This is a genomic window from Maribacter sp. HTCC2170, assembly GCF_000153165.2.
In the GTDB taxonomy this organism is placed as follows: domain Bacteria; phylum Bacteroidota; class Bacteroidia; order Flavobacteriales; family Flavobacteriaceae; genus Maribacter_A.
The window spans coordinates 1,029,749-1,045,638 of the sequence record NC_014472.1 but is presented as its reverse complement, the minus strand read 5'-3'; the positions used below and the strand labels follow the sequence as shown (position 1 = coordinate 1,045,638).

Sequence of the window (15,890 nt, the reverse complement as noted above, 5' to 3'; positions counted from 1 at the left end):
TTTTTAATGTCGTGTGATAATGACAGGGTAAACAGTTTTTTGTTTTCCATCAAAATCAAAAATACCGAAATGTTTTTGTCTTGCCTTACGCCAAGGTAACTTACCTACTACAGAACTTGGTATTTCTTCAAAGTCGTATAAGGTCCAGAATAGAAAAGGTATATTATTTTCTTCTAGGGTTTTCTGTATTTCCGTATGATATTTTGCTTGATTTTCTTGGGAGCCTAGAAATGCATTCCAAATACCATCATAAGAGGAGTAACCGAATTCTTGCAACACCAGATTCTTACTAGGAACCTTGTTTTTTAATTCTTCGTAAGCCTTTGGGAAACTGGGGGCATCCCTATAGTAATGAAAAGAAACAAAATCTACTTCTTGGGATAGGTTGAATGCTACCTCTGGGCTAGACCATCCGATTGTAACAGGATGTAATTTATCCCATTCGTTTACGCTGGAAATCATTTGCTCTAACCAAGCCAGAACCTTTTCTTTTCCTCTAGATTTAAAATCCAGATCTGGTTCATTTTTTATGTCCCAAGCCAATAAAGCCTTATGGTTCTTTAGTTCGGTAACAATTTGTTCAGCATGTCTATGCGAAATTGTCCAATCTTGTATGCCATAATCCCCGTAAAAATCAAATAGGGTGACCATAACCTTTAAGTCATTTCTTGTTGCGAGGTCTAAAGTGCGTTTTAGTTGTTCCAATTTTTCAAAATCAACTTCTGCCTTGCCAAAAGCGTCGTAGGGGACAAAAATTCTAACGGTATTTAACCCCAAGGTTTTGATTTTCGAAAAATCCCTGTCGATAATACTATCTTGAAACTGCTTCCCGAACATATTCCATGGAGTTTTTTTTGGATAGTAGTTAATACCTCTAATTTTAGAAATGGAAACATCAAAGGAGGTATTCTTTTTTTGGGGTATTGTTTTTGTTTTTGAAGATGGTATTTCTACAAAATGGCGTATCCTCCAAAATCCATCTTCCAGAAGGAGCATGATCTGATAAGATGAGGTACTTTTCTGTTTAAGAATCAAATTATCATTTAAATAGATTTCTTCATAGCGTTCTACATTAGTATCGGTAAGGACAATAATCTTACCATCTGTACTATAGAATTCCAGTTTCGGACGGTGCCTTAGAGTAGCACTTTTCACAGTAGTATTTTTGGTTCTATTAAGATCTAGGATACTAAACAATTTTACCCGTGCACTATCCGTATAATAATCAGCCACACCATATTCGCTATTGTTTTCTAAAGCGATATTTCGTATTTGCCATGCTTTTAAGTAGTCGCGCTCTATTTCATCCAAGGTCTGTTTTTCCATGGGCCTACCATCGTTTTCTAAGGGTTCCCATTCAATTTTTGGCAGGTAGTTGGCTGAAAGTTCTTGTGGTAAATGTAGCATTTTGGAACGGTCGGCTCCAGTATTTAAATATGACCAAACGGAGCTTAGCCCAAACAAGATCAACCCATTTAACGCCAGGAATGACAATATCAAAAGCACGCGATATATGGTACGGTTCATTTTCATTGGAGTATCACGTTTTTTGATTTCAGGATTCCTGCTGCTCTAATATGCAATTGATATTTCCCGTTGGGATAAAAATCAACAGCCAAGGTAAATTCACCTTTTCCAAACTTGGAAGTAGTACGCTTGGTATCAATTAAAATACCTTGTTCATCCTTTATTTCCATTGTAATGGGAATACCATCCGGAACCCATTGCCCCATAAAACTTACTATGGCGTCAACTTTTACTATCCTTCCGTCTTGTGAAAAAGAAAGGTCATAATTTTTAATGGCAGATTCGAAATTCACTTTAATGGTGTCACTTTTAGCTGCTCCGTTAATATAGGCCGTGACCTCCCAATCTTCTTCTTTTGTAGGATGTAATAAATTGGCTTTGGCCACTCCATTTATGGTAGTTCCTGTGGTTTGAAGAAGCATTCCATCTCTGTTAGTAACAGCGAAGGTTACTAATGTCCCATCACTTATTATATTTCTGAATTTGTCTTTTATCACATTCGTAGAAAAACTAATTATTTGATTGCCATCGGCAAATTGATGATTGCGGGTATACGCAATTCCAAAATCAATGGCATTGGCAGGGTAAACGATTGTTGTCAATTCTTTGCTTTTGGCCTTGTTACATGAAGCAGTCACCAAAATTCTACCTGAATTTTCTGCGCTTTGGATGTTTTTCCAACCTATTAGGTTTTTTAGTTGTACCGATGTTTTTTTAATACTATTTTCAAATTGAATTGAGTTGACAATTTCTGTACTATCAGCCAAAGGATTATCATAAACATCTGTAGGAGAAACGACAAACATTGAAAAATCATTACTGCCGGCTGATATACTTCTAGGCCCTAAATAAGATTCTATTGTAGTCCCTTTTTTGGGATTTGGGTAAATTGAAATTGCTCCTTTTTCCTGTATTTCCTGATTATACACCAGGGTCCATTGACATAAACCTGATTTTTGGGTAATTTCCTTTGGAAATGAAAACGTTGCTATTTCCTCTTCCAATGTTGGCTTTACCAAGATATTACCAAAAGGATTGGTAATTATTAAAAATAAATTGGCTGAAGCGCTTGTTTTAAATCGAATCTCAATGGCGTCACCAGCAACAACTTCAGTATTTAAAGGCAGTATTTCAAAAGAATATTTTTCAGTCGCAACATAGGTAGCACTTTCCCTGCACCCGATAAGGAAAGTTAAAATCAAGACTATGTAGGTACAATATTTCAAACTATCTTGGATTGCCAATATAACCGTTAACTTCAAACTTTAAAAACCTATAACCTTTTCCTTCAAAAGGTTGCAATTGTTCCAATGCGTGTGAATGTACCCTATTTGGGAAAATAATCTCTGAAATCGATGTATTGGGTAATCCGTTTACGAAACAATTTTCCAAACTGCTACTGATAATTTGAAGGTTACTCAAATCCAAAGGTTTATAATCAAAAAACTGCTTACGTTGAATGCGAACACCTTCCTGCAAAAAGTGATGATCTACCCAAAGCAATTCTTTTTCTTCATTGTAGTAGGATAGTAAGAGTTGTGGTATGGTTACCTCTTGAATACCAGAATTGAAAAGCGTTCCTTTAATACTAGCTTCTGTAAGCTCTAAATCCTGTAAAGCAATTTGTTTGTATAAATCCGTTATTGCCGTATTACCGGCACATTGTAAATTGAATTTGGTAGGCTGTTCCTCTAAAGTCACTGGCGTAAACTCGTCTGGATTAAAAGTGGGGGGTAGGGTATCTTTTGTCGATGACCATGCAATACCTTCAAAATCTATCCGAAATGCCGTGGTTTCTTTAGGCATTAGTTTGTGTTTCATTTGAAATTTTGCATTGTAATTCGCCAATTCTTTATTGGTATCGTTATATAAGGTGGCCTTAATGACCACATCTGCTGGAATATTATCAATATTCTGTAATTCGCCAACAATGCTATAACGGCCTTGATACTTAACCAATTTTGCTTTGAGTACCTCTAAAACGGGTTGTTTCAAAACATCCTCGTGGTGTGTTTGCTGTGTGGTGATTCTGCGCCTCCCATGATTATAGAACGTACTTCCGTTTGCTGATAATAATTGGTCGGGAGGTAGGTCATTATCAAATTTAGAAGGCTCAAGATACCATTTGCCGTCCTTTTTTACTAAGGTGTGATAGAAGTGTTTGTTCACTTTTTCTAAAGGAGTAATCCATTGGGTAGATACCTTTGCCCTGGCACTGGTTGCAGTTTCATCCATAAGTTCAATTCCTATAGAATCTAGCTTGGCGTAAGAGCTTAAAATACCATCAGTAACCGAAACTTCCAGCATATATTGTGAAAGGTCTACCTCATCATCTGGATTAAGATAGGAATGTGCCCGCTGAAACTCCTTAAAATCAAGTGCATCGTAATAAGCCATCAACACATTTTTTGGAGCTATTTGTGTAGCATTGCTGATATAGAAATGATATGCCCCATAACCCAAAACACAGATTATCAGTAAAGCCCAAAATTGGTTTAATGTCACTAATTTTCGTGGAAATTTTTTATACGGTAAGGCATAGTTCATAAACTTCCCATCCGGTAACTGTTTTGATTTCAAAATTCTATACCACACCCATTGAATATTGATTATCAAGGCCAAGATAACCGTAAGCAGTGGAATGATTCCCCACATAACTTTAAGCCATGTAGCTACATCTTCTTTTGATATGATTGTTGGAATGGGAGGTACGTTCAATTTTTCCCAAACCATAATACCATTTTCCAATTGCTGAAGGCGTTGCCATCCACAGAAGTATAGAATGGGGTCATAGAACTTGTCATTGGAAAATATATATTTCAAATTATATTTTTCCGGTACGGTCAAAAATTGTTGCAATGAACCAATGCCCTCAACGCCCCTAAACTTGGAATTCTCTAAACGCTCAATCGCTCTTGTTGTAAGTTCTGGAAGACGGCGTGCCGAATGATAGTTTCCATCTACGGTCATAGCATTGGTCTGTGCGGAAAGCCAAGCCATTTGGTCGCCAAAACCTAAAGGAAGATATCGCCATTTGTCGTGATCATCCTGACTTAAGAAATTTACAATGGGGAGCATTTTTATATTCTGAGGTTGGGATGGCCTAAAATAGTTTAGGCTCATGGTAAAAATGACCATTACTAGTATGCCTCCAGCAATACTACCACCAATAATACGGTGGTATACAGGACCAAAGCGTTGTTGTATATATACCTTTAAATCGCCTTCGGTCATTCGATACATAAATTCCCCAAAAATTGGTAGGGCCATAATTGTGGCCCAAAGGGTAAAGCGGTCCAAGGTTAGGATGTTAAAAGCGGTTTCCCCCAACAATTTAATCGGAATTGGAGTAGTTCCTCCGGTTCCTAATAGGGTCAACATGGCAAAAGACAATCCAAAAAATAGATATCTTTTACTGAAATAGCGATAGAAAATATACGGTAAGATGAATAACAGAACTCCCCACGGAATTAAAAAGAAGACTAATCCTGATGATGTTACTTCCAAAAAATTATCCCGGGAACCATGCGGAATTGGTACTTGGGTAATAGGGTTTTTCTTGGAGTTTATCCAGTAAGGTAAAATACAAACTACAATCAGTACCAACGAAGAGAAACCAAAACCCACAATACGCCAAAACAGTTTTTTAAACTGAACTAAAAATACTTTAAATGTGATGGCCTTATTATTTGCAACTTGGTCTCTGGCAGCATCCATTACAACCATACCAAGCAAGGGAAAAATAAAGAAAACCATACCAAAAATAGGCGTCACATGATGTGAGGTTACCGTTACGGCAATGAGTGATAGGCTGGTTGCTAAATACCTTGATTTACCAGTTTTGATCCATGAATAAATTTCAGGTAAAGCATGTAAAAGTACTGAAAGCCCTACAATACTGGGTAACTGCCCGAAAATATGCAATGTCTCAATAAACGTTGAAGAAAATACTGCGAGTAGAGCTGTATATCCGGCCACTTTTCGGTTTCCGGTCATCAATAACCCAAAGCGATAAGCCCCTGTAATAAAAAGAATAATACCTATCAAGGCTACCGAAAACAGACCAAATTTCAATCCACCTATATAGGATAAAACAGCAATGGTTTGATGAACGAGCGGGGGATAGGCTTGCACCGTAAAACCGGTATACCAACGATAATCCCATGGTTCAAACCAACTTTGGGCATAATGGTCGGCAAAGAACAAATGGATCAGTGCGTCATAAGTGCTCTCTAGTGTAAAAAAAATGCTAGAGCCATGAAATGCCACCCCTATGAAGAGCGCTAAAATAAGCAAGATGTTTGTTCGCTGCATCATGGTTATTAAGTAGGAAAATATAACAATATAAAGATAGATATATTGTAACATTCCTTCATATTCAATCATCGAAGCCAAAAAACCACTCGACTATAGAAAAGGCCCATTGACCTTTTGATGCCTAAAATGGGCGTCAGTTGTTCATAGATTTGCTTCAGAAATTATTCAAACCAAAATGATTTTGTAAACCTTTATTAAGAAACATTAAATCTTAACCTATGAAAATTTTAGCCATTGATGATCAACAATTAATATTGTTATCTGTAGAAAAAAAATTGACCCAATTAGGGTACGAAGTAAAAACCGCTAGCTCAACTGAGGATGGCATTATGCTATATAATTCTTTTGAACCGGATTTGGTTCTGTTGGATATGAATATGCCAGAAATGTCTGGACATGAACTTGTTCACTGCACTGGTATAGAGGTTGTGAAGTACATACGTGTTTTCATGGATAAGGATACCCCTATACTTGTCATGTCGGGTAATACCAATGAATCCGTTATTTTGGAGAACTTTGATCTAGGGATAAATGATTACATGAAAAAGCCTGTGAGTTTAGATGAAATGGCAGTACGGATTAAGCGCATAATTGGTGCGCCTAAAGTGAACAAAGCCGTGAAAAATGAAAGTAATAGTACTCGTATGGTACAAAAACATTGTGTAGGCGTGGTAATACCTTGTTACAATGAGGAAGAAAGATTGCTTACTTCTGAATTTAAGGATTTCGCCCATAAGAATTTGGGATACCACTTATGTTTTGTTAATGATGGAAGTACAGACAATACCTTGTCAGTTTTGCAGGGTCTGAGAAAGGGTAATGAAGATACCATCAGTATTTTCAATTGTAAAAAAAATGGAGGAAAGGCTGAAGCGGTTCGTCAAGGGGTGCTGCACTTATCAAAGGACCATCAGTTAGATTATATAGGATATCTTGACGCTGACCTTTCGACAGATTTTAGAGATTTTGATGAGTTGGTTCAGACTTTGGAGAATTCAGATTTCAAGATTGTAAGTGGTTCTAGAATAAGTAGGATGGGCGCTGATATTACAAAAGAATCTGCCAGAAAAATCATTAGTATGACCATTAATTTTATTATTCAAAAAATCTTGGGAATGCCTTTTAAGGATACGCAATGTGGTGCCAAAATTATGGATAGGGAGATTGCATCCTCGATGTTCAATAAAAAGTTCATTACACGGTGGTTGTTCGATGTTGAGATTTTTATGCGTATGCGTAAGCATTACGGTAAGGAAAAGGTACAACGTTTGATTTGTGAAAAACCCCTAAAAAGATGGATACATGCCGACGGTTCCAAATTATCTATGAAAGACTCTATTACGATAGTTGGGCAGTTGGCAAAGATTGCCGTACGGTACAACGCTTAAAAGGATTGTTATTTGGAGTGCAGTACTCTGTTATTGTAAAAACCGACCAGGATTCCTGGTTGGTTTTTTGTTTTTTGAAAAATAATTCGTTTATAAACTCTTTGCTTGCAGGTTGTGAAAAGCATCTGCCTGGAGTTTCAATAATTCCTCTGCTTTTTTCTTTTTGTAAGCATAGACTGCTTCCTCTTCTTCAATTTCGCTATATATTTTGTCATTGAGAACTCGGTCAGTGGCAAGTATTTTATTACGTTCCTCAACCTTTTGTGTCACCCATGTTTTTAAGACACTTTCCTCTTCTTCAAGTTTAATGTCGTATTCACCTTTTGGGGCCAAAATCTTAGCTATAATGGGTGAAGTCTCAATAGCTAGGAACAATAGGAAAATAAAGAATGACGGAAACCATGGTAAAGCACCCAATGCATTTATTCGAGCCATAAGTCCGTCAAAGCCATCAATGATAGGCTGGGAATCCTTTACTGATGTAGTGTATTCAGCCTGTAACCCAACAATTTGTGTTTCAATACCCGCAATTTTATCGGCATTGGTAGTTTTTAGTTGTTGAAGCTCTGCGAGTGCGGCATCGTGCTTTTCCCTTTTTTCCGCATATACAGGTCCTTTACCCAAAAGCATGGTGCCGGCTGTTCCTTCAGCTTCATTTATATATACATCATAAAGCGCATTGGTTTCGGCTTCCTGAGTATCAATTTCAGTTTTCAAAGCAGTAATATCTTGATTCAATTTCTCAATTACAGGGGTATATTGCAAAGCAATTTGATCCTTGTTTGCCAAGGTCAATTCATTCTTTTGTTCAAGTAATACTTGATTTATTTCTTTCTCAAATATTTTCATTTCCAACGGTTTGGAAATAACGACGGCAATAATCACAGCAAGGATTATCCGCGGGGTTGCCTGTAGAAGTTCATTTCCAAAACTATCTCTTTTCTTAATGGTTGAAACGATAAAACGGTCGAGATTGAAAATCAATAATCCCCAAATAAGCCCAAAAAAGATTGCGGCATAAATAGTGTCAAAAACAGTATAAAGGGCATAAGCACTGGCTAAAAAGGCCATAACGGCTGTAAAAAAAACAGTTGCGCCAATTCCAGCATATTTATTTTGTTCGCCTTCTGAGCAAGTTTTAAGCAATGAAGCGTCTGCCCCTGAACAGAGGATAAAGAAGTTCTGTAACATAGTGTTCTGATTTTGATTGATGGTTCATATAGACTATTAGAACGCCATCCGTGTGGATTTGTTACACAAAAGCCTCGAAAATCGAGGCTTTTACAATGAATTTATGTTTTTGTTCACTTTTTAATGATGATGGGTTTTGTGGATATTTCCACAAGAGGATTTTTAAGCCCGGCATGTTTGGTCCTAATATTTATTTTGTTATTCTTTTTTAGAATGGCTATTGCCTTATCTGATGAAATTTCCTTGCCTTCAAAGAAGAATGTCGCATCTTTTTTTGCCATTTCAATAACATGGTCTAATGGGGATTTAGGAGGAGTCGGTGGTTTTACCAGGTCTCTTTCTAACTCATCTCTAATGGGTTTAACACTTTGTGATTTTTCCCTAATTTCTTTTACAGTCTTTAGTTCAACAGGAGAAGTTGGTGGAATAGTGCCCGCCTCTCCTTTTGAAATAAATTGATGCACTGAACCACCTACAACATCATAAGGGTCCTGGTGTGCAATAACATCGTCAATAACGCTATCCGCGTATTCAACATCGCTAACGTTAGAAGCAGATGGAGGTGGCGGAGGAAGATTACTTTTCGTTCCTTTCTTCACTTTTGGCCCTTTCGCAGCTTTTGGGGGCGGGGGAATATCACTTTTTTCACCTTTACGTACCATGGGCGCTGGTGGCGGTGGAGGAATGTTACTAGGTTGTCCTAATTTTATTTTTGGAGATGATTTTACATTTGGCTTCATTAGATTTTCTTTTACTGCCAAGGCATGAAATTTGTCATATAAAATCATCACTTTTTTATATTTCTCGTGTAAGCTAGAAATTTTGCCTTTTCCATTTTTCAAGTAACTTGTAACAGCTTTGCCATATCTCTCACCTTCTTCATTGAATTTATCATATGCCTTTATAAGTTCTTCAGAATAATTCCCATCTTTTGACGGAACTTTAAATGGAGGTGGAGGTGGTGGAATGTTGCTAACTTCTCCCACTTTAACTATTGGGGCTTCGGGAGCTGGTGGGGGCTCTGGGAAGTCAGGAAAGGGTTCCGCGCTTTCTTTCTGCTCATGGGTCATAATCCCATGTAGGTATTTCAAACGTTCTACATCTGATTTAAAAATTTGAATGGATTTCTTATTGCTCAATTGGCGATTGTACTTTTTGGCCAGTGCGTTGTATTCTTTAATCTCTGATTTTGTTGCGCCCTCTTGGGTTTCTTCATTTGACTTTGGTAATGTCCATGGTTGTTTGTCTGTAACCTTTGTTATCAAAGAGCCGTATGTACTTAAAATGCCTTGGCTACCTACAATCAATTTCTTTGGAGCCAATTCATTTACTATTAGTTCAACATCCGTCTGGCTTTGATTATCCCTTTCGTGAAATTTATCCATTCTCGTCTTTAACTGTTCTATTTGCACCCATTTACCATGAACTAATAATTCTCCACTATCATGTAAATAGATGATTATTCTGTATTTCGATGGGGTCTGGGCAATGAATTTTTTTGCTGGTGCATTATAATCTTTAACCTGTGAACCAGTGGCGACTTTTTTTCTAAAATTTTCAGTTGATTCAATACTAACTTGTTTTTGTTCTTTTTGAATCAATTTCTTTTCACTAAATCCATATAGTATTATAGCTAACAATGGTAGTAGTAAAACACTCTTTAGTACAATTGCTTTTTTTGATGTTCGTGTTTTCATGACTGTAAATCGTTTTTTGATTGATGAATAATTAATGGCGTTGGCCAATTGCAGCTGATGCGGGTTTGATGAAAAATTCAATAATATGTTTTGATATAATGATGGTTTTATTCCACCATCTAAAACTTTACGATCTGCCAAAAACTCATGGTTCAGTTTAATGGCTTTTTGCATAAAATATATGACTGGATTAAACCAAAACAATACTTGGAGAAACTCTATTAACAAAACGTCAATACTATGTTTTTGTAGGGCATGGGTTTCCTCATGTAAAAGAACCTCTGCTGGAATTTCCTTTGCTACGTATTTCTGCTTGTTAAGAAATATGTAATTAAAAAATGTATGGGGAATTGTACTTTCAAGTAATAGTACATTCGTAATTTGTTTGATTCTATATTTGGGGTTCTTCCGGATTTTTTGAATTATATCGAACAGATTTCTGGCAAATTTGTATCCAAAAAACAAACCCCCTATCGCATAAATACTCCAGAGTGAATAAGGAATGTATTCCATTAATCCTACTTCTTGATGAACAATAGGCGTGGTAGTATAAGAAGTCATGGGTAAAGGTGTCTGTGATATTCTGGGCGCATCAACATATTCCACAAATGTGATAAAAGGGATAATGATTGCCATGGTCAAAGAACCCAGTAGATAAAACCTTTTGAAAGTGTGTATACTTTCTTTTTCAAGAAGTAATTTGTAGAAAAGGAGTAATACTGCAAGAATCGCTGATGACTTTAGAATATAGAGTAACATACTTACTTCTTTTTAATTTCTTGATCTATTAGTTTTTTTAAATCTTCCAATTCAGATTTACTAAGGTCGGTTTCCGTAGTAAAGAATGAGGCAAATTGTGTTGCACTGTCATTAAAGAAGTTCTTTATTAGTCCGTTCACATGCTTTGAGAAATAATCCTTCTTTTTGACGGTAGGGTAGTATTCACGAGAGCGACCATAACTATTGTAAGCAACGAACCCTTTGTCGGTCATACGTTTAAGTAAAGTTGCAATGGTTGTGGTTGCAGGCTTTGGTTCGGGATAGGCATCCAACAAATCTTTTAGGAAAGCTTTTTGTTGTTTCCATAGAATATTCATCAACTCCTCTTCTGTTTTTGATAACTGCACGTTCTACGTTTTTAGAATTACTTCTACAAACATAGAACAAATGTTTTGATTCTACAAATGTAGAGGTGGATAATTGTAGTTTGTCAATAGAACTGTTGCGATAATTAATGTAGCTTTGGCCGTAATATAAAATGCGATATGGGTTTATTAGAAGATTTGCAATCACGTAGTGGGAATAAATGTGAACTATGTACGGCTACCAATGATTTAATAGTATATGAGGTTCCACCAAAATCAACAGGCGGGCCTGATGGAAGTCTTTTGGGTTGTGAAACTTGTATTAGTCAAATTGAAAACCCTGATACTGTTGATGTCAATCATTGGCGATGTTTAAATGATAGTATGTGGAGCGAACATACCGCTGTTCAAGTGATAGCTTGGCGCATGCTTTCAAGATTGAAAGCGGAAGGATGGCCTCAAGATTTGTTAGACATGATGTATTTAGATGATGAAACTCTCAACTGGGCAAAGGCTACTGGGGAAGGAATGGAAGAGGAGGAAAAAGTGATTCATCGCGATGTCAATGGTGTTATTTTACAAAACGGCGATAATGTAGTATTGGTAAAGGATCTTAAAGTTAAAGGTTCTAGTATGGTTGCCAAACAAGGAACTGCAGTTCGTAGAATTTCAGTGGACCGTGAAAATGCCGAATTTATTGAAGGTAAGGTAGGACCAACACAAATCGTGATTATAACTAAATACGTAAAGAAAATCTAATATAGATTTTGCCTTAAGCCATCATTTCAGCAAAGTATTTATAGAAATAAGGTATGGTCTCAATACCCTTAAGATAGTTCCACATACCAAAATGTTCGTTAGGTGAATGAATAGCATCACTATCCAAACCAAAGCCCATTAAAATAGTCTTGCTTCCTAACTCTTTTTCGAATAAAGAAACGATTGGGATACTGCCACCACTACGTTGTGGAATAGGTGTCTTACCAAATGTTGATTCATAGGCCTTTGAAGCAGCTTGGTAAGCAATAGTATCAATCGGGGTAACATAGCCTTGACCACCGTGGTGGGGTGTTACTTTTACTGTGGTTCCTTTTGGTGCGATACCCTCGAAATGTGTTGTAAAAAGCGTTGTAATCTCTTCCCAATCTTGATGGGGAACAAGACGCATCGAAATTTTTGCATAGGCTTTACTGGCAATCACGGTTTTTGCCCCTTCGCCGATATAACCTCCCCAAATGCCATTCACATCTAATGTGGGGCGTATTGAATTGCGTTCGTTTGTAGTAAACCCTTTTTCACCATAAATGCTATCAATGTCCAATGCTTTTTGATAAGCATCTAGATCAAAAGGTGCTTTGGCCATTTCAGCCCGTTCTTCTGTAGATAGTTCCTCTACTTTGTCATAAAACCCTGGAATGGTAATATGGTTATTCTCATCATGTAATGAGGCAATCATCTTTGAAAGAATATTGATGGGATTGGCAACTGCACCTCCATATAATCCAGAATGCAGGTCTCTATTGGGCCCGGTTACTTCTACTTCGACATAACTAAGACCGCGAAGTCCAGTTGTAATTGAAGGATGTTCCCTGCTTATCATTCCGGTATCCGAAATCAGGATTATATCATTCTTTAACTTCTCCCTGTTTTCAGCCACATATTTGGCTAGATTAACGCTACCTACTTCTTCTTCCCCTTCGATCATGAATTTCACATTGCAAGGAAGTTGGTTGGTTTTAACCATAAATTCCAATGCTTTCACGTGCATGTACATTTGACCTTTGTCATCACTGGATCCTCTAGCAAAAATAGCCCCTTCTGGATGTTTGTCGGTCTCTTTGATAACTGGTTCAAATGGTGGCGAATCCCAAAGGTCAAGTGGATCCGGTGGTTGTACGTCGTAATGACCATATACCAAAACAGTAGGTAAATTTGGATTGATTATTTTTTCGCCATAAACAATAGGATAACCATCGGTCTCACATACCTCTACCGAATCACAACCGGCTTCAGTCATTGCTTTTTCAACACTGTTGGCAGTGGTTATCACATCCTCAGAAAACGCAGAATCTGCACTGATTGATGGTATTTTTAACAACTCAATAAGTTCGTTTAAAAATCTGTCTTTGTGTTGGTTGATGTAATCTGAACTGCTTTGCATTTATATGGCTTTGAAGTATGCTCAAAATTACGAAAAGAACTTTTTAATGGTAGTGTATTCTAAATTGAAATTTTGCTTTATATTTGCAACCCGATAATCCTAACGGATTTGGAAATAATGATGCGGGCGTGGTGGAATTGGTAGACACGCTAGACTTAGGATCTAGTGCCGCGAGGTGTGAGAGTTCGAGTCTCTCCGCCCGTACTAATAAAAAGCTCTTCAGAAATGAAGGGCTTTTTATTTGAGGTTAAATTGCGTTTGTTGTTTTTATGCGGTAGATTTTCAATATTGGCGTCTCTATTTAATCCATATATTTATAGAGATTAGAATTTTCTTTTGGCTCTTATTTCTTTGAAAAAATCTCAATAAGATAAGATTCAAAAAGCCAATAAATTTAATAATGATACTAATATGATTAATATTGATGAAACCATTTTCAATGATCCTCGGAGAATGAACGCTTTGGTCAGGTTCTTGTCAAAGCATCACGAACAATTTATAGAAGATGAGCTTTTTAAAATTTATTACGCACGTATAAAGAACAATATTTTAGAGGGCGAAGAACTAAGAAAGGCCAAGGAAGAAGCACTAAATAGGAATGGCACCCTTTAGTTTATATTTGAATTAAACCTAAGATTTTGATTTCTTCACTGGTCAAAGGTCTATTCTCTTTTATTTTAGCTCTTATTTCTTTTGCTTTGATATAAGAGATTTCTGAGGCCTTGTACTCTTCAAGCAATTCATCCAAAGTCTCTGTGTAGATATCATCAAAGATATCATTGAAATCTTGGGAAACCGTCTCTTGTGGTTGCCAAAAAAAAATACCTGCCCAGGTCTTAGTCAATAAGTTCTTCAGCTTTAACACGTAGTCGTTTGTCAAATTCTTTAGTTTCCATTTTTATTTCCTCTTGATAGGCTTCATCGTATAAGCCCTGAATCATAGCTTTCTTCAACATAGGCTTGTAGTGTTTGTTTCTTATTTCGACGAGAAAGTTGAGGAATGACCCTTTTATCTTTACTATTTTTATGAGGTTAGATTCGTAGTATCTAAATGAATAAGTTGTAAACGCACCAGCCAGAATACAAAAAGCTATCATTGCAGACCAATACACTTCCAAGGGGTAATCCTGAACATACCAAAAGCACCAGATAACCACGTAAAAAGAAATTGCGTAACAAGCCGTTTGGAGAATAAAAAATGCCTTCTTAAGATTTTTATCGCGGGATTGGTCACGTGCTATCAACATGCTTATAATTATAGAAAATATCAAAAAAGGTAATCTGATGCCCAGCCCTATGATGAACTTTCTTGTGGTGGTCCAACCAAACACCCTAGCCTGATCCACCTTTGTTTTTATCAAAGCTTTATTCTCAGCTTGTAATGCAGTAACCTCTTTGTTCAATTGGTCACTTTGTTCTATGTATTGCGAAGCCGTAATTCTACCATTATCATAATCAGCTCTTATATTGGTTGCCATAAGATTCAAAGCTTCGACCGGTTCTGCTAATTGCGCTCTATAGGCTTCGACATCCGGATTTTTTTTCTCTAGCCCAATATGCAATAAGGGTGCGATCAAAATAATGAGCGCACCCAGTAAAATTCCAATAAATAGAACAAATTTGCTTTTATTTATCGTCCCCTCTGTCCGGCTCTTCGTCTTTGTCGCTTGCTTGCTCATAGAGGTTATCATCTGATGCTGTTTCTGGCTCACAACCTACAAATCCGATTGTGAAAATCGCTACTGCTAATACTAATAATACTTTTTTCATTTTGATAATATTTTTTAGGTTAATAATACCTTAAAAATATTATCAAATATCTGGCGTTAGGGGGGTTGCCAAATTATTTGTTAAAAAGTTTTCAATACAAGGGGCATACAATATACTAGGTTTTAATTGAACATTAAAAGAAGGGGGCCATATAATTCAATAATGAATTGAAATTTTTAATGAATAATCAATCCAAGACCTAGATAAATGATATTGTGTCTTTGGACAGTAATTGTACTGCTTCGTCCAAATTGACTCGATTTTGGAATCTAAAAGTCCTTGCTTTATTTCTCACAGAGTTATTAACCGTAAATATTATAGTCATGAAAATGTTAGTTAATGTAGCCTTCCCGATCGAGCCTTTCAATTCAATGGTAAAAAATGGTACCGCAGGAGAAATCATCGGCCGTGTGCTTGATGATGTCAAGCCAGAGGCCATATATTTTACTGAATTAGACGGGAATCGTGCAGCTGTTATGGTGGTCGATGTTCCCAATGCCTCAGCCGTACCTATAATTGCCGAGCCCTGGTATCTAAATTTTGAAGCAGAGTGCGAGTTTAGAATTGCCATGACCCCTAATGATTTAATGCAAGCCGATTTGGGCAATTTAGGTAAAAAATGGAGCTAATTGCTTGTTAGGTGTTTAGGAGAGAGTCAAATTGATTAATGAAAAGTGTTAATTGCTAGGATTATCCTTATATAGTATTTAAAAAAGTTGTGTTGAGCGAAAAATTTTTGATTAATACCCAATCG

At 36.8% G+C, this 15,890-nt stretch carries 14 protein-coding genes and 1 tRNA gene; 5 read left to right on the top strand and 10 right to left on the bottom strand.

Features of this window, described 5'->3' with window-relative positions; translation table 11 throughout:
- Positions 1 to 3: 3 nt before the first annotated feature.
- The 3 genes from FB2170_RS04740 to FB2170_RS04730 are packed head-to-tail and all read right to left on the bottom strand — an operon-like array spanning position 4 to position 5,844.
- On the bottom strand, positions 4 to 1,527 hold the full coding sequence (locus tag FB2170_RS04740) for a cellulase family glycosylhydrolase (RefSeq protein WP_316927699.1): 1,524 nt from the start codon (positions 1,525 to 1,527) through the stop codon (positions 4 to 6).
- A gap of 2 nt (positions 1,528 to 1,529) precedes the next feature.
- Entirely contained in the window at positions 1,530 to 2,729 is a 1,200-nt protein-coding gene (locus FB2170_RS04735; RefSeq protein WP_148232060.1) for a hypothetical protein, read from the bottom strand.
- A gap of 25 nt (positions 2,730 to 2,754) precedes the next feature.
- Positions 2,755 to 5,844 carry a membrane protein gene (locus FB2170_RS04730; RefSeq protein WP_041633043.1) on the bottom strand — a complete coding sequence of 1,030 codons (3,090 nt, stop codon included), beginning with the start codon at positions 5,842 to 5,844 and terminating at the stop codon, positions 2,755 to 2,757.
- Positions 5,845 to 6,062: 218 nt separating this feature from the next.
- On the opposite strand from FB2170_RS04730, the gene FB2170_RS04725 reads away from it, so the two are divergent.
- Positions 6,063 to 7,232: a glycosyltransferase gene (locus FB2170_RS04725; RefSeq protein WP_013305377.1), complete on the top strand. Its 1,170-nt coding sequence runs from the start codon at positions 6,063 to 6,065 to the stop codon at positions 7,230 to 7,232.
- Positions 7,233 to 7,322: 90 nt separating this feature from the next.
- On the opposite strand, the gene FB2170_RS04720 is transcribed toward FB2170_RS04725, so the two are convergent.
- The 3 genes from FB2170_RS04720 to FB2170_RS04710 all read right to left on the bottom strand — a co-directional run bounded on the left by FB2170_RS04720 (position 7,323) and on the right by FB2170_RS04710 (position 11,247).
- Positions 7,323 to 8,423 (bottom strand): DUF4407 domain-containing protein, encoded by a 1,101-nt coding sequence (locus FB2170_RS04720; RefSeq protein WP_013305376.1) that lies wholly within the window; start codon positions 8,421 to 8,423, stop codon positions 7,323 to 7,325.
- Positions 8,424 to 8,536: 113 nt separating this feature from the next.
- Entirely contained in the window at positions 8,537 to 10,879 is a 2,343-nt protein-coding gene (locus FB2170_RS17005; RefSeq protein ID WP_013305375.1) for a M56 family metallopeptidase, read from the bottom strand.
- A 2-nt stretch (positions 10,880 to 10,881) separates the two neighbouring features.
- Entirely contained in the window at positions 10,882 to 11,247 is a 366-nt protein-coding gene (locus FB2170_RS04710; RefSeq protein WP_041632678.1) for a BlaI/MecI/CopY family transcriptional regulator, read from the bottom strand.
- A gap of 138 nt (positions 11,248 to 11,385) precedes the next feature.
- On the opposite strand from FB2170_RS04710, the gene FB2170_RS04705 reads away from it, so the two are divergent.
- Positions 11,386 to 11,964, top strand: a complete 579-nt coding sequence (locus FB2170_RS04705; protein ID WP_013305373.1) for a PhnA domain-containing protein — start codon at positions 11,386 to 11,388, stop codon at positions 11,962 to 11,964.
- A 13-nt stretch (positions 11,965 to 11,977) separates the two neighbouring features.
- Here FB2170_RS04705 and FB2170_RS04700 read toward each other — a convergent pair whose 3' ends face one another.
- Positions 11,978 to 13,366, bottom strand: a complete 1,389-nt coding sequence (locus FB2170_RS04700) for a dipeptidase (RefSeq protein ID WP_013305372.1) — start codon at positions 13,364 to 13,366, stop codon at positions 11,978 to 11,980.
- A 122-nt stretch (positions 13,367 to 13,488) separates the two neighbouring features.
- Here FB2170_RS04700 and FB2170_RS04695 point away from each other — a divergent pair.
- A tRNA-Leu gene (locus FB2170_RS04695) sits at positions 13,489 to 13,570 on the top strand.
- Between the two features lie 207 nt (positions 13,571 to 13,777).
- The gene (locus FB2170_RS04690; RefSeq protein WP_013305371.1) at positions 13,778 to 13,978 is read left to right on the top strand and encodes a hypothetical protein; all 201 of its coding nucleotides are present in this window, start codon (positions 13,778 to 13,780) and stop codon (positions 13,976 to 13,978) included.
- Between the two features lies 1 nt (position 13,979).
- On the opposite strand, the gene FB2170_RS04685 is transcribed toward FB2170_RS04690, so the two are convergent.
- From FB2170_RS04685 to FB2170_RS17335, 3 genes are read right to left on the bottom strand one after another with little or no spacing between them, the layout of a single operon-like run.
- The gene (locus FB2170_RS04685) at positions 13,980 to 14,210 is read right to left on the bottom strand and encodes a hypothetical protein (protein WP_013305370.1); all 231 of its coding nucleotides are present in this window, start codon (positions 14,208 to 14,210) and stop codon (positions 13,980 to 13,982) included.
- A complete protein-coding gene (locus tag FB2170_RS04680) occupies positions 14,203 to 15,045 on the bottom strand; it encodes a hypothetical protein (protein ID WP_013305369.1) in 843 nt (280 codons plus the stop codon). Before FB2170_RS04680 ends, FB2170_RS04685 begins: the two co-directional genes overlap by 8 nt.
- Positions 14,993 to 15,136, bottom strand: coding sequence for a hypothetical protein (locus FB2170_RS17335; protein WP_158306080.1), 144 nt, complete (start codon positions 15,134 to 15,136; stop codon positions 14,993 to 14,995). The genes FB2170_RS04680 and FB2170_RS17335 overlap by 53 nt, the downstream gene beginning before the upstream one ends.
- A 323-nt stretch (positions 15,137 to 15,459) precedes the next feature.
- Here FB2170_RS17335 and FB2170_RS04675 point away from each other — a divergent pair, with 323 nt between their 5' ends.
- The gene (locus tag FB2170_RS04675) at positions 15,460 to 15,765 is read left to right on the top strand and encodes a hypothetical protein (protein ID WP_013305368.1); all 306 of its coding nucleotides are present in this window, start codon (positions 15,460 to 15,462) and stop codon (positions 15,763 to 15,765) included.
- Positions 15,766 to 15,890: the final 125 nt, after the last annotated feature.